The following is a 22,472-nucleotide window of genomic DNA, read 5'->3' on the forward strand; positions in this document are numbered from 1 at the left end:
CTGTTCGCACTTATATATGCAGCGCTATCCGAGCGCTCTATCGATGGGATTGAGCCACAAACCAATGAACGCAAACAGCGCACATATGGAAGAAGAAGCATTCAACGCATGTATCATTTCTCACGTTCAACCTTTGCGCTTGATTAAATACCAACTGGTTGGTATACATTGACGTTAGGGAGACTGAGAATGGCCAGAAAACAGAACCCTTCAACGAAACCGAGTCTGCTGGATGCAGCACTGATTGTCATTCGGTCGAAAGGCTATGCCGCCACAACGGTCGACGACATTTGCACAGAAGCTGGCCTTTCAAAGGGAGCCTTCTTTCATCATTTTTCGAGCAAAGAAGATTTGGCCGTCGCTGCAGCGAATTATTGGTCTGAAACGACCAGCGCAGTTTTCGTCGCGGCGCCCTATCATAAATCCACGGATCCGCTGGATCGTGTTCTTGCCTATGTCGCGTTTCGCAAGGAGCTGATCCGGGGTACGCTGCCGGAATTCACTTGTCTTATCGGCACAATGGCGCAGGAAACTTACGGCACCAGCTCAGCAATTCAAAAAGCGTGCTGGGAAAGCATTGTAGGGCATGCCGGAACACTCGTGGCCGATATAAAGGCAGCTATAGAGCAATATGGCGCGCGCCGCGATTTCACAGCTGAAAGCCTAGCACTTCATACTCAGGCCGTCATTCAAGGTGCTTTTATTCTCGCCAAAGCGAGCGGTGATACACAGCGCGCAGCAGAAAGCATCGACCATCTCTATCGATATGTGGAATTACTTTTCAACCGAAAGACGGTCATCCAGACCGACTCAGCAAGGCTATAGGGAGGAAACCATGCCTAGCACTATTCGCCTACACCGTGTCATTGCCACCAAACCTGAGAAGGTTTACCGCGCATTCATCGAACCGGATGCAATTGCGAGTTGGCTCCCCCCTTACGGGTTCTTGTGCACAGTACACGAAATAACTGCCAAGGTCGGCGGTAAACATAAAATGTCGTTTCGAAATTTCACGACCGGTGAATTACACTCGTTCGGGGGTACCTATGTCGAACTCGTCCCCGGAGAACGTCTCGTTTACACGGATACGTTCGACGACCCCAACCTGCCCGGCGAAATGAAGGTAACGATTGATCTGAAAGGTGTATCCGTCGGCACAGAAGTCACCATCGTACAGGAAGGTGTGCCGGACATCATCCCGGCTGAAGCTTGTTATCTTGGCTGGCAGGATTCGCTCGACAAGCTAAAAAGACTGGTCGAACCAGAAATAAGCCAATGATCTGCACGGCTCCGTAAACAAAACAGAGCCGCACAATCTTAATTGAATCTCGTGCTGTTTACGGATTTGAAGTTCCCAAACGTGAATACCACGCAAATGATCGGAACTTCAAATCCGCCGCACCAGATAGCTGCTACGCGGCAAGATCGGGATTTATTCCCGCTAGAACAGAGGCGCTTCGAGCATCGGTCGGCCGACCAAGCAGATAGCCTTGAGCTGTTCCACAGCCACATTCGGTCAGGCTGGTAAGCTGATCTTCAGTCTCTACACCTTCCCCGGTCGTGGAAATCGCCATTTCTTTCGCCATTATGGTAATGGCACGCACAACAGCGGCAGCGTTGGGGTCCGTGTCCGACGCACTGATGAAGCTGCGATCGATCTTGATCCGGTCCAGTTCAAACTCACGCAGATGCACAAGTGAGGAATAACCCGTGCCGAAATCATCCATGGCAATCCTGACACCGAGCGCTCGGAGCCCCGCGAGGGCAACCGCAATCTGTTCGTTGTTTTCGGCCATCGCTGTTTCGGTGATCTCAACTTCAATGCGGCGAGGCGTGAGCTTGTATTTGGCCAATGCCTCGGTGATCTGCCGAAGCGTATCGACCGAACGCAATTGCACCGGAGAGACGTTGATGGAGACATAGAGGTCGTCAGGCCAAAGCGCGGCCTGACGGCAGGCTTCGTCAATGACCCACGCTCCGATATCGATGATCGCACCACATTGCTCAGCAATCGGAATGAATTCAGTTGGTGACACCATACCACGTTCGGGATGATGCCAGCGCAGCAGTGCCTCAAACCCAGCAAGATCACGATTGGGGAGAGTGTAGAGCGGTTGATAATATAGCTCGAACTGACCTGCATGTACGGCGAGCGCCAGATCGCTCTCTACACGGCGGCGCTGTGCAGCCTCCTCGATCATGCCATCGCGATAGATTTCAGCGCGACCGCGCCCATCCCCCTTGGCCTTATAAAGTGCGAGATCCGCCATGCGCTGAACGAACTCAGGATCATCACCTCGATTGGCCGTGGCAACGCCGATGCTGAGACCGACCGTGACCTTATGTGCACCAACTTCAAATGGGCGCGCAAACGCCCCTATCATACGATCCGCCAGCGGTTCAGCATGATCTTGTGTCAGCTTACCAAGCATGGCCATTTCGTCGCCACCCAGGCGAAACAGCATATCGGATGGACGGCAGTTGTTGCGCAGACGACGCGCTGCCTCAACCAAAAGCTGATCACCAACCGCATGGCCGAGCGTGTCATTGACTGTCTTGAATCGGTCGAGATCGAGCATCAACATGACAAAAGGGCCGGTCTTTGAAAGTATCTCGATCTGTTCGGAAAAGCTGCGCCGGTTGGGCAATCCGGTCAAAGCATCATGAAACGCCATGTGGGTGATCTGCTTCTGGCCATGACGAGCTTCCGTCACATCGTCATAAGTCAGGATCGCGCCACCATCAGGAATCGGCTGGCATGAAATACTCAGGATCGTGCCATTGTTGAAATGGCGCTCAATGCGGCTACCCGAAGACTGTGTTTGCCAGGCCCCGATCTCAGCAATGGCCTCCTGTAGTTCAGCTTCGTTCCATCGTTCATTAAAGCCGATATTGCGAACATACTGATCAATACTCATGCCAACGTACAGTTGCTCCTGCGACAGGCCGAGCATGCTTCGGACGCGATCATTGAAAAGTCGGATCGTACCGTTTCCTGCGATCATGACGAGGCCGTTCGACATGTTACTGAGAGCTTCTGAAGCCTCGGTGCGGGCACGGTTGTCGATGAGATGGCTGGCGAGCCCTGCTCCGACGACCGGAACAGCAACGCCAGCGACGACAAGGGCAAGGGCGCGCAACGCTTCCGGATTGGAGAAGTTGCCATCAACCAAAAGCGGTTCAACGCGGAAGGCCGTCATCCCCGTGAAATGCAGGCTGACAATGGCCAGCACCAAGATTCCGGTAGCGATATAGCTATCGGCATATCTGTCAGCAGACGTGTTTCGGCGCGCAGCAAATTGCAGAGCGAGGGTCGAAAGAGTGACTGAAAGCACAACCGACACCACGAGATACGAAATATCCCACGAGACAATGCCCTGTACGCGATAGGCCATCATACCGGTATAATGCATGGCAGCGATCGCAATACCAACGACAGCACCGCCGATTGCCGGAGCCAGACGCGTGATCGAGCTGGCAGCAATGGCGAAACCGCAAACCGCGCCAGCCATTGCGACGAGCAAGGACACGATCGTCAGAATCGGATCGAAGCCTATTGGTACGCCCGGCTGAAAACCCAGCATAGCAATAAAGTGCGTGCACCAGATTGCTGCGCCCGCAACCAGCGCTGTCAGTACGAGCCAGGCAAGCTTTTCCGTCGACGTCGTGGCCACCGCTCGCCGAAACAGGCGTATAGCGGCCCAAGAGCCAGCACCGCAGACAAGAGCAGCGATGATGACCAGAGAAAGGTCATGTTCATATGTGATGCACCCAAATACCGTCATCATTATTTGGTACGTCCCCCGATGTTTTTGAAGTGAAATCACACGCGTCACCGGAGTGTGGAGCGACTTTACTTCATGCGCCAAACCTAGAGAATTTTACGCCTCATGGTTGCTATATTAGCTATTTTCAATGTACCCCAGAAAAAGTTAACGGTTTGATCTGCCCGCCGCCGAATGATTTGAGACTGTTTTGCAAGGTAAGACAGGCGTTTCCAGCTCCGTCTGCGCGTTGATTCAAGTTGCGTAAGCCTGAGACACCTGACAAAGATGCGGCTGGCCATCAATCTTATCCTCGTGTGAACTTGAAATCGTCTCCCTCTCTCCGATCTCTCGTCCTTCGCGCATTTTGTGTGCTCAGAAAATTGGGGAACTTAAGTCTCGTTGCGACAGGAATGCAGCAACAGCCGGAACCTAAAAGCCTGACGCTAATCCGAACTGCCGTCGTATCGGGCCCCAAGTTTTTTTAGTTCCTGAAACGCCGTTCAGCTCTCTGTCAGAAATGGGGCCCATTTACCCAGCCTAGACGTGGGCAGCATTGCCTGCTCATTAGGATATTCAAATATGGCAATCTGGAAAAAACACTTTTGGCGGCCGCGAATAGATAGCGTGACTTTGAGTTTCATTGTTGCAGGCTATCTGACTGCCGCAAACAATAAGACATTTTGGTCTCGCTCTCTTGAGCTTTTATCAACGCCTGCATTATTTACCCTGCTGGCGGGTATATTTTGCTTGCTTCTCGCATTGTGCATTACGGTATCCGCAAAATACATCACGAAACCACTCTTCATACTGCTGATCATGACTTCAGCAACAGCATCTTGGTTTGCCGATCAGTTCGGAACGATTATCGATGTCGAGATGTTGCAAAGTGTTGTCGACACGACGAATGCGGAAGCTGGGCACCTCATCAACTTTGCGTTTCTAAGTCATATTGCAATTTTTGGCGTACTTCCAGCATGTCTCATCGTTTGGGTGAAGATAGAACACCGTAATATCATTGCAAAGGTCAAACAGAACTCAGCTTATATATTTCCCGCCCTGTTAATTGCTATTGCGCTGTTCTTATCTCAAGCGAGCACATTCATTTCGCTCGGTCGCGAACACAAGGAATGGATTTCAACACTCAATCCTGTAATGCCTATAGCGAGCGCAGTTAAGCTTGGACTGCGGACAAACAATAGCCGAAACATCATCGTTCAACCTATTGGATTGGATGCGACCGTGGCCGATGGTAGCGGCACGCTTCGTAAGCCGCGACTTCTGATCGTCGTTGCGGGTGAGACTGCTCGTGCGGAATCCTTCTCGCTGGGAGGTTATCGTAAGGAGACCAATCCCGAGCTCAAGCAGGAGGATATCACCTATTTCTCCAATACAACCAGTTGCGGAACAATAACGGCAGTATCACTTCCGTGCATGTTCTCCAAATATCCGCGGGCTCAGTATTCTCATCAAAAGGGAATTGAGACAGAGAACCTCCTTGATGTCCTGAAGCACGCAGGCATTCACGTAGAATGGTGGGACAATAACACAGGGCATAAAGGCGTCGCAGACCGTGTTGAAAACCAATCATTGTCCAGTCTGAATGATCCAAAATTCTGTGAAAACGGCGAATGCCGTGATGGGGTAATTCTGGACAGAGTAGGTAACTGGCTGGACGGCGTTAAACAGGACACGGTTTTGGTGGTGCATCAACTCGGCAGTCATGGTCCCGCATATTATCTGCGTTATCCAGAAGAATATCGCCGCTTCACTCCAGACTGCAGAAGCTCTGATTTTTCCAAATGTACGAACGAAGAAATCGTGAATGCGTACGACAACACAATTGCCTACACCGATCATATTCTTGCGTCGCTCATTCAAAAGCTGCGTCAGCGTCAAGGCGATCTCGACGTATCACTCCTGTACATGTCGGATCACGGTGAATCTCTGGGTGAGTTTGGTCTCTATCTTCATGGTGCTCCATATTTTATTGCACCTTCGGAACAGACACACGTGCCTTTCGTTCTCTGGTTGGGAGCCGAAGCGAAATCCACGATCGATCAGGCATGTCTCTCTCGTGAAGCATCCGCAGAACAGACACACGACAAACTCTTTCATACTGTTCTGGGGCTTATGAACGTGCGGACCGAGCTTTACTCGAGCGATCTGGATACGCTTTCTCTATGTCGGAAAGCGGACTCAAAGCTGACGACTTTCCAAACCACAAAATGACATTTGCACGAGATTGCCGCGAGATTACATTGTGTCCCCCGGAACGTGTTGAGTTTCGAGCCCGGTATGGCTTCGAACCATAAGATCAATGACGAACAGCAAAACTAGGCTTGAATCGGAGGACCAAGTGGTCAAACTTGCTCAGATAATTCATCTGCAGGGAGTTTACCGGTTGAGAGTGCTACTCATTGAAGACGACGAAACGCTGGGCGCGGCCGTCCGTGATCACGTTTCAGCTCAAGGAAATGCGGTAGACTGGATGAAAAACATCGAGAACGCCGCGCTTTCTCTGGCTTCTGTGATCTATGGACTCGTCCTCCTGGATCTCAGACTGCCAGATGGAAGTGGATTAAAACTTCTCAAAGATATGCGCTCGTCTGGAAATCACACCCCTGTCATTATTCTGACTGCGCATGATCAGATATCGGATCGGATCGAGGGTCTGAATGAAGGTGCAGATGATTATCTTGTTAAGCCATTTAATCTGAACGAACTAACCGCCCGGATGCATGCGGTGTCTCGCAGACATGCGGGCAACAGCGGCTCATCAGTGAGACTGGGAGAATTAAAGGTAAGCGTTGCTGATCGCCGGATTCAATCTGACGCAGGAGAAATTGTGCTAACGGGGCGTGAATGGGCAATCCTGGATCGGCTTTTGCAGAGAACCGGGGCTGTGGTATCAAAACCCCAAATCGAGGAAGCTCTTTATGCTTTCGGTTCAGAAATCGAGAGTAATACGGTCGAAGTTTATATCAGCCGACTGCGTAAAAAACTGGGGCGCAATCTTGTAACGACTGTGCGTGGGGTGGGTTACAAAATTGAGGGTCGGCAATGAAACCACCGAGCATGATCGGCAGGCTCATGTTTTCCGTTACTGCTATGGTGGTCTTGTTCTGGATAGGAGCAGCGGTCGGCGGAATTGTTGTGATGCATGACGAACTCGCCGAGATTTTCGACAGTTCCCTTCAGGAAACCACGGAGCGCCTGGCCCCCTTGATTGTGGATGATATTGCTCGACGCGAACTGACGCAATCAGCCATATCTCTGGAAATTCCCAATTCTTCGTCCAGACAATACCTCACCTATCAGGCGAAAGACAGCGCAGGCCAGGTCCTGCTGCATTCATCGAAAACCAACAGCGAACCCTTTCCTGCCCCTCTTGTCCAGGGATTTTGGGAAGACGACATAGCACGTTATTTCACTGTGGCAGCCCAAGATGGGGCAATATTCATTCAGGTGGCCGATCAACTGAAAAACAGAAGAGAGGCCATCAATGAAAGTGCATTGGCGCTCCTTCTCCCGGTGCTGGTGCTTATACCTTTAAGTCTCTACTTAATCCGGATGGTCGCACGCCACGCGGTTAACCCCGTGGGTAACTTGCGAGAAGCAATCGCGCAGAAGGATTCCGGAGATTTAACACCTGTCGAGATTGACAATCTCGCATTTGAACTCCAACCAATCGTTCAATCGGTAAATCTGCTTATGAGGCGCGTAAGATCCACTTTGGACGCGGAGCGCACATTTACATCCAACAGCGCCCACGAACTCCGCACTCCGATCGCCGGTGCACTTGCTCATGTCCAATTGCTAAAAAATGAAGTGAAAAGCAAAACCACGAGATCACGTGTTGAGCAGATTGAAGATTCTCTCCAAAAACTAATGCATCTTGTTGAAAAGCTGATGCAACTGGCTCGCGCCGAAGCGAATATTGCTATTTCAGAAACACCCTACGACTTATTGCGAGTACTCGATATTATCGTTGAAGATTTCAGGCGTTCAGATCTGTCTAGTCACCGCTTGGTATATGAGCGAGATGCGCGCTCTTCGTTGGTGAAAATGATTAATGAAGATATGTTCGCAATAGTTATGCGAAATTTGATTGAGAACGCATTATTGCACGGCGCTCAAGATCAACCGGTTAGAGTTCTGGTAGGCTCGGATGCCACAATCCAGGTGATAAATGGGGGTGCAACGCTGACCATTGATGAGCTTACTGCAGTGCAACAAAGGTTTGGACGCGGTAGAACCCCATCGGCAGGATCTGGGCTGGGACTGCCGATTGTGATCGAAATTGCAAATCAGATGCGTGCTAATCTTCGGCTGTCATCTCCGGCAGATGGTCAAAAAGACGGGTTCCTAGCTGAACTTAGTTTTCCGCCAGCACTCTAGCAAAATGCGCGCGGTCATCTATCGAAATAAATTCGGAGATGATGAGGCAAAGTATGCAACGGCAAATTAGACCAAATTCAAATATGACCATTTGTCTCTTGTTTTGGCGTTAACATCTGGATTATAGGGAATTAAATGTTTTAGGCACGCCACAGTTATTGGTCTCAACTCAGGACTCCTCCCTTGATAGCAATGAAATCTCTTCTGGCTGTTTCAGGCCTCGCTGCCCTACTTACTTTTCAGATCAACCCCGCCACCGCATCTTCGACCAAATATCCGCTGACGATTGAAAATTGCGGTGCGAAAGTCACCTTCGAAAAAGCCCCCGCGCGCGCTATCGGCCTTGGTCAGAACAGTGCTGAAATTCTTCTGCTTCTCGGTCTCGAAGACAAGATGGCCGGAACCGCTTTTTGGCCGAGTAAAGTCCTCCCGCAGCTTGAAGCGGCCAATTCAAAAGTAAAGCTTCTGACAGTGGAGTTCCCGACTTTTGAATCCATCCTTGCGGAGAACCCGGATTTCGTTGCTGCATCATTGCCGAGCCTGATTGGAAAAAGCAGCAAGGTCGCCAAGCGCGAAGATTTCGACAAGGTCGGTATTCCAACCTATCTGTCGCCAAGCACCTGCCTGAGCACGGAACAGGTCAAGGATGAATATGGCAGCCGAGACGAATTGTGGAACATGAATCTCCTTTACAATGAGATCGATGAGCTGTCGCAGATTTTTGACGTTGCCGATCGCGGGCAGCGGCTCATTGCCGATTTCAAAGCCCGTGAAGCTGCGTTGAGAGCCAGTGTCCCTACAGGCGGAAAAAAGCTTTCCTATGTCTTCTGGTTCTCCAGCCAGTCTCCATCAGCGGATGCTTATCTGGGTGGCGGAAACGGCGCATCAAGTTTCATTGCGAATGTACTTGGCGGCGAAAATGCCATCAAAGCCGAGGCAGAATGGCCAACCCTTGGTTGGGAAAGCATCATCGCTGCAAATCCCGACGTCATCGTTGTGGCCAATCTTGATCGCAATCGTTGGGAACTTGATAAGCCTGAGGCCAAGATTGCATTCCTGAACTCCGACCCGGCCGTCAGCCAGATGCCCGCCGTCAAAAACAAGGCAATCGCCGTCATGGACGGTCAGGCTATGAACCCGACCATCCGCACGATCTATGGTGCGGAACAGGTTGCAGAGCAATTGAAAGCACTTGGTATCCTCAAGTGAGTGATCTGAGTCATCGCTTAAGGCGCCATCCTTTAAGGCATTGGGGCATATTTGGGCTTGTACTGCTGGCGTCTCTTTTCGCAATCGGACTTGTTGTGGGTTTAAGCGTCGGGATCGGCGATTTGCCGATCCCACTCTCAACGACTTTTGCTGCGATCACCAATCGCCTTGGGTGGAGTGCGGTCGAACTCAATCGCATTCATGAGACGGTGATTTGGGATTATCGTTTAAGTCGGGCTCTTGTTGCCGCATTTTGCGGTGCCGGCCTTGCTCTGTCGGGCGCGATCATGCAATCGCTTTTGCGCAATCCGTTAGCCGAACCCTATGTTTTGGGTATTTCGGCTGGTGCATCAACCGGCGCAGTTGCCGTGGTCATTCTTGGCATTGGAGCCGGTGCTGTTTCACTGTCCGCAGGCGCTTTTATAGGCGCTTTTGCTGCCTTCTTCTTCGTAGCTCTTCTCTCCAATGGGACACGGGGCGGCGCTGATCGCACCATTCTTGCAGGCGTCGCAGCTTCACAACTTTTCAATGCCGCGACATCCTATATTGTTACGACATCGGGCAACGCACAGCAGGCCCGCGACGTGATGTTCTGGTTGCTCGGCAGTTTTGGTGGCGTTCGCTGGCCAGAATTCATGCTGGTTTCTGTGGTCGTAGGCTTTGCACTTATCGCCTGTCTTCTTTATGCGCATGTACTCGACGCATTTGCCTTTGGCGACGAAGCTGCTTCCTCGCTCGGGGTCAATGTGGGACGCGCCCGCCTTGTCCTGTTTGCGCTGACCGCAATGATGACAGCAACCATCGTCAGCATGGTTGGATCAATTGGCTTTGTCGGGCTGGTTGTGCCTCATGCCGCCCGTTTCATTGTGGGACCGCTGCACATAAGATTGCTGCCAGCCTGTGCCATTGTCGGTGCAATTTTCATGGTGCTCGCCGATATTGCGTCACGTGCACTGATACCGCAGCAGGTCTTGCCGATTGGCGTTGTCACCGCACTGGTCGGGGTGCCGTTCTTTTCGATCATTCTTTACCGGTTTCAGCGCGCATCATGACAATCATCGCCGACAATATCACCTGGAAGATTGGCAAGAAAACCATTCTCGATGGCGTGTCTTTTGAAGCGAAGCCAGGAAAGATGCTGGGGCTTCTGGGACCAAACGGGTCGGGAAAGACGTCCTTGCTGCGTTTGGTCGCCGGACTAAAGCGTCCTCATTGCGGACGCGTCATGCTCGATGAAACGGATATCAGCAAAATTTCCCGACGCAATATCGCACAGCGGATTGCATTTGTGGAACAACACGCAACGACCAATGCCAATCTCAAAGTCATTGATGTCGTGAAGCTTGGGCGCTTTCCGCACCGCTCATTGTTCTCCGGCTGGACAGGTATGGATGATACCGCGGTGGAAGATGCACTTGAACGCACCGGCATGAAGACCAAGCGAAATGATCATTGGCAAAGCCTGTCGGGTGGCGAAAAACAGCGCGTACATATCGCAAGAGCACTGGCGCAGAAGCCAAAAGAACTCATCCTTGACGAGCCGACAAACCATCTGGATATTCAGCATCAGATGAGTTTGCTTAGACTTGTCTCGGACTTGTCGATCACGAGCATTATTGCGCTGCATGACCTCAATCATGCAGCCATGTTCTGTGATGAACTGATCGTCATGAAGGACGGCAAAATAGTGGCTGCTGGAATCCCGGAAGACGTCATCAATGAGCAGCTTCTCATGGATGTCTTCTGTATCGAAGCGCGCGTGGAGACTTCCCCGCACTCTCGCCGACCACATATACATTTTCTGAGATAGTTATTGGCAAAAAGCCATCGGTAAACAAGGCAGACTATTCCCAACGGCTGGCTGATCGACAGATTTCGTCGCTATCCTAAACAGTCAGATGACTTCTGGCTTTCGGCGTATCCAGCACGTCGGCGGCTCCCTCCAGAACGATCTCGCCGCGATCCATGATATAAACATGATCTGCAAGTTCGCGGCAAAAGTCGAGATATTGCTCAACCAGCAGTATGGCCATTCCGGTCGAGTCGCGCAGATAGCGGATAGCACGGCCAATATCCTTGATGATGGAAGGTTGGATGCCTTCTGTCGGCTCATCGAGCACCAGAATGCGCGGTTTCAAAACCATGGCACGACCGATGGCCAGTTGCTGCTGCTGACCACCCGACAGATCGCCGCCCCGACGCGGCAGCATGTCTTTCAGCACCGGAAAGAGATTGAATATCTCGGCTGGAATAGAGCGCTCCGAACGTTTGAGCAAAGCATAGCCGGTTTCGAGGTTCTCCTTCACAGTTAAAAGCGGGAATATTTCGCGTCCCTGCGGAACATAGCCCATGCCTCGGCTGGCACGCGCATAAGGCGGCAGGGCCTTCATATCTTCATTGTCGAACACGACATGCCCGCCGCTTAGAGCCTGCTGTCCGGTAATTGCGCGCAGTAAGCTGGTCTTGCCAACACCGTTGCGGCCCAGAACACAGGTAATCCGCCCTGCTTCCGCCTTCAGCGACACTCCGCGCAAGGCCTGTGCCGCACCATAATGAAGGCTCACATTTTCAACGTTCAACATCCGTAAGCCTTTCTAGCGCCCAAGGTAATTTTCGATCACTTTCGGATCAGAACTGACGAAATCGATCGATCCTTCGGCAAGCACGCTGCCCTCAGCAAGGCATGTCACCTTCACGCCCAGCTCGCGGATAAAACCCATATCGTGTTCCACCACCACAACAGAGCGCGTCTTGGCGATTGCCTTAAGAAGAATAGCGGTTTCAGCCGTTTCAGCGTCCGTCATGCCCGCGACCGGTTCATCGACCAGCAAAAGCTTGGGCTCTTGAGCAAGTAACATACCGATTTCGAGCCACTGCTTTTGACCATGAGAAAGATTGGTGGCGAGTTCATCGCGCCGCGCCCAAAGGCGCACTGTTTTGAGTATCTCCTGGATGCGCTCGCTATCTGCCTTGTCCTGACGATAGAACAATGTCGCCCAGACACCCCGCTTACGGTCGAGTGCAAGCTCGATGTTGTCCCAGACAGTGTGGCTCTCGAACACGGTCGGCTTCTGGAACTTGCGACCAATTCCAATCTGGGCAATGTCAGCCTCATCCTTCTTGGTGAGATCGATATTACCCTCAAAAAACACCTCCCCCTCATCCGGCTTTGTCTTACCGGTAATGATGTCCATCATCGTCGTCTTGCCAGCACCATTCGGACCAATAATGGCACGCAGCTCGCCCGGCTCGACGACGAAGGACAGCGCATTAAGCGCCTTGAACCCATCGAAGGAAACGGAAACACCGTTGAGATAAAGCAGAGTGTTGGGGCTTTCTGTCATGATCTATCTTACTCCGCTGGTGTCGTTTGCAATTTGGCTTGCACTGCCGTGTCGTTCCCGGCGGATGCCTTTACGGATTGACGTGAAGCCATGAGTGACCGGAATGTGCCGACAATGCCTTTTGGCAGGAACAGAGTAACGGCGACGAACAGCGCTCCCAGCACGAACAGCCACATTTCCGGAAAAGCAGTAGTGAAGACGCTCTTGCCGAAATTGACCAACACTGCACCGATCACCGGTCCTACGAGGGTTGCTCGCCCCCCGACCGCAGTCCAGATGACGACTTCGATGGAATTGGCTGGAGCAAATTCGCCCGGATTGATGATGCCGACCTGTGGCACATAGAGTGCGCCCGCCACAGCGGCCATCATCGCCGAAACCGTAAAAATGAAGAGCTTGTAGTTTTCCGGGCGGTAACCCAAAAACCGCGTGCGGCTCTCGGCATCACGTACGCTGACGAGCACCTTGCCGAATTTCGATTTGACGACAGCCGAACTGAAGACCAGCGCCATGGCCAACACGATTGCGGAGACGGCGAAGAGAGAGGCGCGCGTACCATCGGCCTGAATGTTAAAACCCAGAATATCCTTAAAATCCGTCAGACCGTTATTGCCACCAAAACCCATCTCGTTGCGGAAGAAAGCCAGCATCAAGGCATAGGTCATGGCTTGGGTAATGATCGACAGATAGACGCCAGTCACACGGGAGCGGAAGGCAAACCAGCCGAACACGAAGGCCAGCAAGCCCGGCACCAGCAGCACCATCAGGAAAGCGAACCAGAAATGGTCGAAGCCAAACCAGTACCATGGCAGTTCTTTCCAGTTAAGGAACACCATAAAGTCCGGCAGGTCCGGATTGCCATAAACCCCGCGCACGCCGATTTGACGCACCAGATACATACCCATTGCATAGCCGCCGAGCGCAAAAAACGCAGCATGGCCGAGTGAGAGAATACCACAGAATCCCCAGACCAGATCGAGCGCCAGTGCCAGCAGGGCATAGGTCAGATACTTGCCAAGGAGCGACACCATATAGGTTGGCACATGCAGCGGATGATCGGATGCTGTCAGCAGATTAAGCACCGGAACAGCAAAAGCGGCAGCAATCAGGATTGCAGCGGCGATAAAGACACCGCGGTCGAGTTTTTGGAACAAAAATGCCGTAATCATGCTTCCACCGCCCTGCCCTTGAGAGCGAACAAGCCGCGCGGGCGCTTCTGAATAAAGAGAATGATGAGCACAAGCACCAGGATCTTGCCGAGCACCGCGCCGGCGTAAGGTTCGAGGAACTTGTTCAGGATACCGAGCGAGAATGCGCCAACCAGTGTGCCCCACAGATTGCCGACGCCGCCGAACACCACCACCATGAAGCTGTCGATGATGTAGCCCTGTCCGAGATTGGGCGACACATTATCGATCTGCGACAGCGCGACACCCGCTATGCCTGCTATTCCCGAACCCAATGCGAAGGTGAACGCATCCACATAGGGTGTCCGGATACCCATTGACGACGCCATGCGCCGGTTTTGGGTGACAGCACGCATTTGCAGGCCAAAATTCGATCGTTTCAATAGAGCCAGTAGTGTGAAGAAAACGGCCATCGAAAACAGGATGATCCAGAAGCGGTTCCATGTGATGGTCATACCGCCCAGTTCGAATGCGCCCGACATCCACGATGGATTGCCGACTTCACGATTGGTTGGTCCGAATACCGTACGTACAGCCTGTTGCAGGATCAGGGAAATACCCCATGTCGCCAACAAGGTTTCAAGCGGACGTCCATAGAGGAACCGGATAACACCGCGTTCGATCATCAACCCGACCAGCGCCGTGAACAGGAATGCCAATGGCAAAGCAATAGCAAGCGACCAGTCGAACAGGCCGGGGTAACTGGTGCGAATAACGTCCTGCACCACGTAAGTGACATAAGCACCCAGCATGACCATTTCGCCATGTGCCATATTGATGATGCCCATGACGCCGAAGGTAATTGCAAGGCCGATGGCGGCGAGCAGCAGCACCGAGCCGAGTGACAACCCATACCAGACATTCTGTCCGACATCCCACAAGGCCTGTCTTTGCTCGATATGCGCGATGGCTCCATCGAGCGCCACTACAAGCTCAGGCTGCGCATTGGCGCGGGCGGCGCTCAAAACCGACAAGGTGGAACGATCCCCATGATCCTGAAGGAACTGTGCCGCCCGGAGCTTGTCATCGAGCGGGCGATCGGAAATCAGAAGCGACGCGGACTGCGCCTTTTCCAGCACTGTCCGGATTACGCTGTCCTGTTCCTTGGAAAGCGCAGCTTCGATTGGCTCAAGCGCGTCTGCGTCCGGGCTTGCAGCGACGATTTCGGCAGCCTTCAGGCGCGCAACCCGATTGGGACTCATCAGCGTCAGCCCACCCAGAGCGGTGCGAACTGCACGGCGCACGGAATTGTTGACTTTGACCTTTTCCATCCCGCCTTTCGGCGCCTCTCCAGCCTTTTCGCCGGTGATCGGGTCCGTAAGCTGGAAGCTAGCGCCCGATGCCTTGGTGATGAATACCCGGCCATCAGATTTACGCGTATAGAGATCGCCATCACCAAGTGCATTCAGCACCGGTACAACCCGCGCATCACCAGTACTCGCGAGAGCCGAGATCCGGTCCTGCATCTGGGTAAAATTCGCCTTGCCCAATGCATCGACAAGCCCCTGAAATTCATCCGCTCTCGCTGCCGTCGTCATGACGGCGAACAGGACAGACAGGACGAGCAAGATGGCCCGTATCCGGCGCTCCATGGCTGACTTCCTTCGTTAGAACTGCATTCTGGATTGTGACCCGTTCAGGTCTTCGCACTGCAAGGGGCGGGCCTGTTCATGCCCGCCCTCTGCATCCCCCGTTATCAGGATCCACCCTGACCGCCGCATTTGCCGGTTTCGACGTTGAAATTGCCGCAAGACATCGGCTTGCGCCAATCCGAGATCAGGTTCTTGGAATCCGGCAGATAGTCGGACCACTCATCACCAACAATGAGCCCTGGCGTCTGGCTGACAATTTCAAACTGACCGTTCGACTGGATTTCGCCAATCAGCACCGGCTTGGTGATATGATGGTTGGGCATCATAGTCGAATAGCCGCCTGAAAGGTTGGGCACGGAGACGCCAACCATTGCATCGATCACAGCGTCCTGATCGATGGTTCCGGCCTTTTCGACAGCCTTGAGCCACATGTTGAAACCGATAAACGATGCTTCCATCGGATCGTTGGTGACGCGCTTGTCATCTTTGGTGAAAGCGTGCCAGGTTTCAATGAACTTGGCATTGGTCGGATTCTCAACCGACTCGAAATAGTTCCACGCTGCAAGATGGCCGACCAGCGGCGCAGTGTCGATACCGGCCAGTTCTTCCTCACCAACCGAGAAAGCCACGACCGGGATGTCTTCTGCCTTGATGCCCTGATTGGCGAGTTCCTTATAGAACGGAACGTTGGCATCGCCATTGACAGTGGAAACCACAGCGGTCTTTTTGCCTGCCGCACCGAAGCCCTTGATCGCCGCCACTTCCGTCTGCCAGTCCGAAAAGCCGAACGGCGTATAGTTGACGCGGATATCCTCAGGCTTCACACCCTTGGACAGCAGATAAGCTTCGAGAATCTTGTTGGTTGTGCGCGGGTAGACGTAGTCGGTGCCTTCCAGAACCCAGCGTTCAACACCTTCATTCTCCATCAGATAGTCAACAGCAGGGATTGCCTGCTGGTTTGGTGCCGCGCCCGTATAGAAAACGTTGCGTTCGGATTCCTCACCTTCATACTGCACCGGGTAGAACAGAATATTGTTGAGTTCCTTGAAGACCGGTAGAACCGATTTGCGTGAAACTGACGTCCAGCAACCGAACACGGCTGCGACCTTATCCTGAGAAATCAGCTGGCGTGCCTTTTCAGCGAAGAGTGGCCAATCTGAAGCAGGATCCACGACAACAGCCTCAAGCTTTTTACCCAGAAGGCCACCCTTCTTGTTCTGCTCTTCGATAAGCATCAGCATGGCGTCTTTGAGTGTCGTTTCGGAAATGGCCATTGTGCCCGACAACGAATGGAGAATACCAACCTTGATCGTGTCTTCTTCGGCAAATGCGCCGGAGAGACTCGGGATGGTAAGTGCGCTTGCAAAAAGTGCAGCAAGCATCTGCGACCGGAATTTCATTGTGTGTCCCTCTCTGTTTGGTTCTCCCGGTTCTCCGGGTTATCACCAACTATTGGGGAGAGGTCGCCGTTTCCTTATACGTTAAATGACGTAGTTACCGGGGTGAAATATGCATTATTGAGTTTACCTGCTATCTCTCTTTGAAACGGCACAATAAGGAGCCGGAGGGGAAATGGAGCGGTATGGGACAGCATGGGGCAGCGCGGCAACGTATCATCCCGGTCAGAAGGGAATATAATCGTTGGGTCGCGGATGAAACGCTGGAGGATTATGCGCTACGCTTTACCGCGAAAAGCGCACGCCGCTTCTCGTCCAATCGCATTGCCCATACCGCCATAGGTGCGATCTCCTTCCTCGCGCTCGAAGCAATCGGCGGTGCGATCACGCTGTCATACGGCACCAGCAACGCCATTGCCGCCATCATCGCCGCAAGCCTTATCATGCTGGGGGTCGGCCTGCCGATCAGCCGCTATGCCATACGTCATGGTGTCGATATCGACCTTTTGACGCGCGGTGCCAGCTTCGGCTACATCGGATCGACCGTCACCTCGCTCATCTATGCGACTTTTACCTTCCTGCTCTTTGCCATCGAAGCCTCCATCATGTCTGGCGCGCTGGAACTGGCCTTCGGTATTCCGATGTGGCTCGGCTATATCATCAGTGCCGTCGTGGTCATACCGCTCGTCACCTATGGCGTGCGCATGATCAGCCGGTTTCAGATCATCACCCAGCCATTCTGGATCGCCCTCAACATCCTCCCATTCATTTTCATCGCACTGGTCGACTGGGATAAATTCAATCTCTGGCTAACCTTTTCCGGCATTCAGGCGGGTTTTACAGGCGGCGACAGCGCACCTTTCGTGCTGGTGCAGTTCGGGGCCGCATCGGCAGTCATTCTGGCATTGATGGCACAAATCGGCGAACAGGTCGATTTCCTGCGTTTCCTGCCACCCGGAGGTCAACGTAAATGGCGGCATAAAATTGGGGTGTTTCTCGCTGGTCCCGGATGGGTGGTGCTCGGCGCACCCAAATTGCTGGCCGGATCATTTCTGGTGGTGCTGACGCTCAGCACAGGTGTTCCGGCCAACGTCGCCGCAGATCCTGCGCATATGTATCTGACGGCTTTCGGTTATATGATCCCGTCTCATACGGCAGCATTGCTGCTGACGGTCGCCTTCGTCGTGGTCTCGCAGTTGAAGATCAATGTCATGAACGCCTATGCCGGGTCGCTGGCCTGGTCGAACTTCTTTTCGCGGCTGACGCACAGCCATCCCGGTCGCGTTGTGTGGCTCGTATTCAATGTCTGCATCGGCCTCCTTTTGATGCAGCTTGGCATCTATAAAGTGCTGGAACAGACACTCGGTATTTTCTCCATCGTTGCCATGGCCTGGCTAAGCACGATCTCCGCAGATCTGTTTATCAACAAACGTCTTGGCCTGTCGCCACCCGGTATCGAGTTCAAGCGCGCCCATCTTTATGACATCAATCCGGTCGGCACGGCTACAATGGCCATTGCCTCCCTTGTCGCGATAGCCGCCCATTTTGGTGCGTTCGGTACTGTCGTCTCGGCGCTCGCGCCCTATATCGCGCTGCTCGTAGCCTTTATCGTCTCTCCGCTGATCGCATGGAAAACCGGAGGCAGATATTACCTCGCCCGCAAGCCGCGTCGGGCCTGGCAGAATCAGCTCGTCATCACCTGTTCGGTCTGCGAACATGACTTTGAACCTGAGGACATGGCCTGGTGTCCAGCCTATGCCGCACCAATCTGTTCGCTCTGCTGTTCGCTCGACAGCCGTTGTCATGACCTTTGCAAACCGAAGGCGCATTTACGAGCGCAGAGCGCCGAAGTAGCACATGCGCTGCTGCCCGCCGCCGTCATTGAAAAACTCTCGACACGGCTGGGGCGCTACGCCGTCACGGTTGTCGCTTCCGTTACCTTTCTGGGTTTTATCCTCGCTCTCGTGGCTTATCATGCGGGGGCGGCATCACCTGAAACCGCAGAGGTGGTCAACCGCACGATCCTGATCGTGTTCTTCGTTCTGGCGTTGATCGCCGTGATCGTCTGCTGGTTCTACGTGCTGGCGCATGACAGCCGAAATGTTGCGGAAGAGGAATCCTCACGACAAACCGCACTTTTGCTAAGAGAAATATCAGCACACAAAAAGACAGACGCAGCGTTGCAACAGGCCAAGGACAATGCTGAAGCCGCAAACCGCGCCAAGAGCCGTTATGTCGTCGGCCTCAGCCATGAACTTCGCACGCCGCTCAATGCAGTTCTTGGTTACGCGCAGATATTGGAGCGCGACGAAACCATTCCGGTGGCCCGCCAGCCGTCGATCAAGCTAATCCGGCGCAGCGCCGATCATCTTTCAGGACTGATCGACGGACTTCTCGATATATCCAAGATCGAAACCGGCCATTTGCAGGTCTATTCCAACGAGATCATTCTGCACGATTTTCTCGACCAGATCATCGATATGCTAAAGCCGCAGGCAGAAGCCAAGGGTATTACATTTCGTTATTACAAGGCCAAGACACTGCCGCAATATGTGCGCACTGACGAGAAGCGTCTGCGTCAGATACTGGTCAACCTTCTGACCAACGCGATCAAATTCACCGAGAAGGGCGAAGTCGCTCTGGAGGTCGACTATCGCAATCAAGTTGCCACTTTCAAAATCGCGGACACCGGACGTGGCATTGCAGACAAGGATCTTGAGCGTGTCTTCGAACCCTTCCAGCGCGGCGAGACCGAACATACCCGCCATCTGCCGGGCCTCGGCCTCGGCCTGACGATTACCAAGCTTCTGACCAACACGCTGGGTGGTGAACTTTCCGTCACGAGCACCTACGGCAAAGGTTCGACTTTTCAGGTCCGCCTGATGCTGAGTGCCATCGACCGCCCGATCAATCTGGCTGCTCCAACGCGAAAGATTGAGAACTATAGCGGCCCGCGACGTACCCTGATCATCGTCGACGACAATGACGACCATCGCACGCTGATGCGCGAAATCCTGACACCGCTCGATTTCATCGTGTTGACGGCAAAAAGCGGGCCGGAATGTCTGACCCTGATCGACGGTATCAGCCCGGATCTCTATTTCATCGATATCCGCATGCCGGAGATGGACGGTTGGGAACTGGTGGCCCGCCTGCGCGAAAAGGGCGAAACCTCGCCTATCATTATGCTTTCAGCCAATATTGGCGACGGCACACGGCCTGGTAGCTTGCCGGACAACGCACATAGTGACGCGCTGACCAAGCCATTCGACATTCGGCAGATTCACGCCAAGCTTGCCGTGCATCTGGGCCTCAACTGGATTTACGAAGAGGACGCCCAGCGCAAACCTCGGCCGCTACCGGCAACCATCACCGGCCCCGCAATCGCTGACCTTCAGGACCTGATCCGCTTGGGTGAAATCGGCTATGTTCGAGGGATCGAGGCAAAACTCACTCTTCTCGCACAGGACGAAAACCTCGTTCCCTTCGTTGAAAATGCGCGCGAATATATTCGTGCATTCAACATGTCGGGCTATGATATGTTCTTACGCGATCTGGAACAGAAAATGGATCACCGGTTATGAGTGTTCTCCCTCGCGACACAGTTCTTATTGTTGATGATTCCCCACAGACGCTCGGCTTTCTAACTGAAGCGCTCGAACAGGCGAGTTACTCCGTGCTAATCGCTACATCGGGCAGCGCGGCACTCGGCATTGCGGAGCGTATCACGCCGGACATGATCCTGATGGACGCTGTTATGCCGGGAATGGACGGCTTTGAAACCTGCCGCCAGCTCAAAGCGAATCCGGCAATCTCGCAGGTGCCAGTTGTGTTCATGACCGGATTGACCGAAACCGAGCATATCGTTCATGCACTCGAAGCAGGCGGGGTCGACTATCTGAGTAAGCCCATCAATATCGATGAATTACGGGCGCGTATAAAGGTGCATCTGAACAACGCCCGTTCCGTGCAAAGTGCACGCGTCGCACTTGATGCAAGCGGCAGACATCTGTTCGCAGTGGATCGCGATGGATCTATTCTCTGGTCGACGCCTCAAGCGGTCCGTCTGATGGATAGTGTCAGCGCCTCCGGCAAGGGGCAATCGCTATTGCAGGAAAAATGCGCCGAATGGCTGCAGACACGAGACAAACAAGAAGCTTCCAGAGACACACCAGACGTTATCTCGGCAAATGACCAGATTTCATTGCACCTTGCTTATCTCGGTTCCACCGGTGCGAACGAGTTCCTGTTTCGCCTGACTGCTATTGATCAGGCCGGGGAACAGGATATGCTTCGCGTTCATTTCGGCCTGACGCCCCGCGAAAGTGATGTATTGCTTTGGGTCGCACGGGGAAAAACCAATCGTGACATCGGCACTATTCTCGACCTGAGTGCTCGTACCGTGAATAAGCATCTAGAACAGATTTACATTAAACTTGGGGTCGAGAACCGCGCTGCGGCAGCTGTGAAGGCGACTATACTTGTTCATAAATGAAAACGTGGAATGCCAATGAATTGAATTTTGCGGCTTTGCCCCGAATTACATATTTGATGCATCAAAAATAAAAGAGTCGCCTATTAAATTCATCAATTTACTGGTGTCCAGCAATCGACGCGATGAGCGCCACGCATTCAAAAATGACTTACGGTTAACACTGCGCTTTCCTCACGCATATTCGGCCTAACCGCGATGCCGAAGCGCATCGACAACGATTTTGAATGCAGGAAGATTCTGACGACGGCTGGGATAATAGAGGAAATACCCATCGAATAGAGGGGACCAATCCTCCAGAATCTGGATAAGCTTGCCAGAAGCGATTGACTGTCCCGCGATATTCTCCGGTACATACGCAATGCCAAAGCCATTCACCGCAGCATCGATCATCGCATAGGAATTATTGAAGGTGAGTTGACCTCCCACACGGACTCGTAGCTCCTTACCCTCTTTTTCGAACTCCCAGGCATATAGCCCACCGGCCGTTTCATGACGCATATTGATGCAGCGGTGGCCAACAAGTTCCTGCGGGTGGGAGGGAACGCCATGTTCAGCCAGATAATCTGGCGAGGCAACGGCCACCAAACGCCAGTCCGGCCCGATGCGGACGGCAATCATGTCCTTCTCAACGCTCTCACCAAGTCGCACACCTGCATCGAAGTGTTCCTCGACGATGTTGCGAAACGTATTGTCAAGAATCAGTTCGACACTGATATCAGGATACTTTTGAAGTATCGGCTTCAACTTTGGCCACACAACGCTTTCCAGCGCATGATCCGAGAGCGTAAGTCTGACAGAACCGGACGGTTTATCATGAAACGATATCAGCGCTGCGATTTCATCCTCAATTTCCGCCATACGTGGGGTGATCGTTTTGAGCAGTCGCTCGCCTGCGGGCGTCGTGGTCACGTTTCTTGTAGTGCGTGTCAGAAGGCGAATACCCATACCGGTTTCGAGTTGCTTGATCGCATAGCTCAATGTCGACTGCGCAACACCAATCCTTGCCGCCGCTTTGGTGAAGCTGCGTTCTTCGGCAACGATCCTGAACCAGGTCAATTGGTTGAAATCCGTCTTCTCCATACA

Annotated in this window: 17 protein-coding genes; 10 read left to right on the plus strand and 7 right to left on the minus strand. The window is 53.0% G+C overall.

The window, feature by feature from the left end; genetic code table 11:
• Positions 1 to 189: 189 nt before the first annotated feature.
• Both CEV33_RS21520 and CEV33_RS21525 read left to right on the plus strand, forming a co-directional pair.
• Positions 190 to 825, plus strand: a complete 636-nt coding sequence (locus tag CEV33_RS21520; RefSeq protein WP_094542417.1) for a TetR/AcrR family transcriptional regulator — start codon at positions 190 to 192, stop codon at positions 823 to 825.
• Between the two features lie 10 nt (positions 826 to 835).
• On the plus strand, positions 836 to 1,279 hold the full coding sequence (locus tag CEV33_RS21525; protein ID WP_094542418.1) for an SRPBCC family protein: 444 nt from the start codon (positions 836 to 838) through the stop codon (positions 1,277 to 1,279).
• A 133-nt stretch (positions 1,280 to 1,412) separates the two neighbouring features.
• On the opposite strand, the gene CEV33_RS21530 is transcribed toward CEV33_RS21525, so the two are convergent.
• A complete protein-coding gene (locus CEV33_RS21530; protein ID WP_094542419.1) occupies positions 1,413 to 3,788 on the minus strand; it encodes a bifunctional diguanylate cyclase/phosphodiesterase in 2,376 nt (791 codons plus the stop codon).
• Between the two features lie 558 nt (positions 3,789 to 4,346).
• Between CEV33_RS21530 and CEV33_RS21535 the strand changes: the two genes are divergently transcribed.
• The 6 genes from CEV33_RS21535 (at position 4,347) to CEV33_RS21560 (ending at position 11,184) form a co-directional block, all read left to right on the plus strand.
• Positions 4,347 to 5,996 (plus strand): phosphoethanolamine transferase, encoded by a 1,650-nt coding sequence (locus tag CEV33_RS21535; protein ID WP_094542420.1) that lies wholly within the window; start codon positions 4,347 to 4,349, stop codon positions 5,994 to 5,996.
• 172 nt (positions 5,997 to 6,168) lie between these two features.
• Positions 6,169 to 6,831, plus strand: a complete 663-nt coding sequence (locus tag CEV33_RS21540) for a response regulator (RefSeq protein WP_094542592.1) — start codon at positions 6,169 to 6,171, stop codon at positions 6,829 to 6,831.
• Entirely contained in the window at positions 6,828 to 8,165 is a 1,338-nt protein-coding gene (locus tag CEV33_RS21545) for a sensor histidine kinase (protein ID WP_094542421.1), read from the plus strand. The genes CEV33_RS21540 and CEV33_RS21545 overlap by 4 nt, the downstream gene beginning before the upstream one ends.
• A 183-nt stretch (positions 8,166 to 8,348) precedes the next feature.
• The gene (locus CEV33_RS21550; RefSeq protein ID WP_094542422.1) at positions 8,349 to 9,374 is read left to right on the plus strand and encodes an ABC transporter substrate-binding protein; all 1,026 of its coding nucleotides are present in this window, start codon (positions 8,349 to 8,351) and stop codon (positions 9,372 to 9,374) included.
• 47 nt (positions 9,375 to 9,421) lie between these two features.
• Complete coding sequence (locus CEV33_RS21555) at positions 9,422 to 10,426, plus strand: FecCD family ABC transporter permease (RefSeq protein ID WP_094542593.1); 1,005 nt, start codon at positions 9,422 to 9,424, stop codon at positions 10,424 to 10,426.
• On the plus strand, positions 10,423 to 11,184 hold the full coding sequence (locus tag CEV33_RS21560; protein ID WP_094542423.1) for an ABC transporter ATP-binding protein: 762 nt from the start codon (positions 10,423 to 10,425) through the stop codon (positions 11,182 to 11,184). Before CEV33_RS21555 ends, CEV33_RS21560 begins: the two co-directional genes overlap by 4 nt.
• 76 nt (positions 11,185 to 11,260) lie before the next feature.
• On the opposite strand, the gene urtE is transcribed toward CEV33_RS21560, so the two are convergent.
• The 5 genes from urtE to urtA all read right to left on the minus strand — a co-directional run bounded on the left by urtE (position 11,261) and on the right by urtA (position 16,879).
• Complete coding sequence (gene urtE, locus CEV33_RS21565) at positions 11,261 to 11,956, minus strand: urea ABC transporter ATP-binding subunit UrtE (protein WP_094542424.1); 696 nt, start codon at positions 11,954 to 11,956, stop codon at positions 11,261 to 11,263.
• 12 nt (positions 11,957 to 11,968) lie between these two features.
• Positions 11,969 to 12,718, minus strand: coding sequence for an urea ABC transporter ATP-binding protein UrtD (urtD, locus tag CEV33_RS21570; RefSeq protein ID WP_094542425.1), 750 nt, complete (start codon positions 12,716 to 12,718; stop codon positions 11,969 to 11,971).
• Positions 12,719 to 12,726: 8 nt separating this feature from the next.
• Positions 12,727 to 13,887: an urea ABC transporter permease subunit UrtC gene (gene urtC / locus CEV33_RS21575; protein ID WP_094542426.1), complete on the minus strand. Its 1,161-nt coding sequence runs from the start codon at positions 13,885 to 13,887 to the stop codon at positions 12,727 to 12,729.
• Positions 13,884 to 15,497, minus strand: a complete 1,614-nt coding sequence (gene urtB, locus CEV33_RS21580) for an urea ABC transporter permease subunit UrtB (RefSeq protein WP_094542427.1) — start codon at positions 15,495 to 15,497, stop codon at positions 13,884 to 13,886. Before urtB ends, urtC begins: the two co-directional genes overlap by 4 nt.
• 104 nt (positions 15,498 to 15,601) lie before the next feature.
• The gene (gene urtA, locus CEV33_RS21585; protein ID WP_374818477.1) at positions 15,602 to 16,879 is read right to left on the minus strand and encodes an urea ABC transporter substrate-binding protein; all 1,278 of its coding nucleotides are present in this window, start codon (positions 16,877 to 16,879) and stop codon (positions 15,602 to 15,604) included.
• A 200-nt stretch (positions 16,880 to 17,079) separates the two neighbouring features.
• Between urtA and CEV33_RS21590 the strand changes: the two genes are divergently transcribed.
• Together CEV33_RS21590 and CEV33_RS21595 are read left to right on the plus strand one after the other, a co-directional pair.
• Positions 17,080 to 20,478, plus strand: coding sequence for a hybrid sensor histidine kinase/response regulator (locus tag CEV33_RS21590; protein ID WP_094542429.1), 3,399 nt, complete (start codon positions 17,080 to 17,082; stop codon positions 20,476 to 20,478).
• A complete protein-coding gene (locus tag CEV33_RS21595) occupies positions 20,475 to 21,389 on the plus strand; it encodes a response regulator transcription factor (protein WP_094542430.1) in 915 nt (304 codons plus the stop codon). The genes CEV33_RS21590 and CEV33_RS21595 overlap by 4 nt, the downstream gene beginning before the upstream one ends.
• A gap of 186 nt (positions 21,390 to 21,575) precedes the next feature.
• Here the strand turns inward: CEV33_RS21595 and CEV33_RS21600 are convergent, their stop codons facing one another.
• Entirely contained in the window at positions 21,576 to 22,469 is an 894-nt protein-coding gene (locus CEV33_RS21600; protein ID WP_094542431.1) for a LysR family transcriptional regulator, read from the minus strand.
• Between the last annotated feature and the right edge of the window lie 3 nt (positions 22,470 to 22,472).

It is taken from the genome of Brucella grignonensis (assembly GCF_002252505.1).
Taxonomy (GTDB): domain Bacteria; phylum Pseudomonadota; class Alphaproteobacteria; order Rhizobiales; family Rhizobiaceae; genus Brucella; species Brucella grignonensis.

Bases quoted from the DNA above. Each gene is read 5' to 3' on its own strand.
- CEV33_RS21520 (WP_094542417.1), top strand. From the start codon at position 190: ATGGCCAGAAAACAGAACCCTTCAACGAAACCGAGTCTGCTGGATGCA.
- CEV33_RS21525 (WP_094542418.1), top strand. From the start codon at position 836: ATGCCTAGCACTATTCGCCTACACCGTGTCATTGCCACCAAACCTGAG.
- CEV33_RS21530 (WP_094542419.1), bottom strand. From the start codon at position 3,788: ATGATGACGGTATTTGGGTGCATCACATATGAACATGACCTTTCTCTG.
- CEV33_RS21535 (WP_094542420.1), top strand. From the start codon at position 4,347: ATGGCAATCTGGAAAAAACACTTTTGGCGGCCGCGAATAGATAGCGTG.
- CEV33_RS21545 (WP_094542421.1), top strand. From the start codon at position 6,828: ATGAAACCACCGAGCATGATCGGCAGGCTCATGTTTTCCGTTACTGCT.
- CEV33_RS21560 (WP_094542423.1), top strand. From the start codon at position 10,423: ATGACAATCATCGCCGACAATATCACCTGGAAGATTGGCAAGAAAACC.
- urtE (WP_094542424.1), bottom strand. From the start codon at position 11,956: ATGTTGAACGTTGAAAATGTGAGCCTTCATTATGGTGCGGCACAGGCC.
- urtD (WP_094542425.1), bottom strand. From the start codon at position 12,718: ATGACAGAAAGCCCCAACACTCTGCTTTATCTCAACGGTGTTTCCGTT.
- urtC (WP_094542426.1), bottom strand. From the start codon at position 13,887: ATGATTACGGCATTTTTGTTCCAAAAACTCGACCGCGGTGTCTTTATC.
- urtB (WP_094542427.1), bottom strand. From the start codon at position 15,497: ATGGAGCGCCGGATACGGGCCATCTTGCTCGTCCTGTCTGTCCTGTTC.
- urtA (WP_374818477.1), bottom strand. From the start codon at position 16,879: ATGCTTGCTGCACTTTTTGCAAGCGCACTTACCATCCCGAGTCTCTCC.
- CEV33_RS21590 (WP_094542429.1), top strand. From the start codon at position 17,080: ATGGGACAGCATGGGGCAGCGCGGCAACGTATCATCCCGGTCAGAAGG.
- CEV33_RS21595 (WP_094542430.1), top strand. From the start codon at position 20,475: ATGAGTGTTCTCCCTCGCGACACAGTTCTTATTGTTGATGATTCCCCA.
- CEV33_RS21600 (WP_094542431.1), bottom strand. From the start codon at position 22,469: ATGGAGAAGACGGATTTCAACCAATTGACCTGGTTCAGGATCGTTGCC.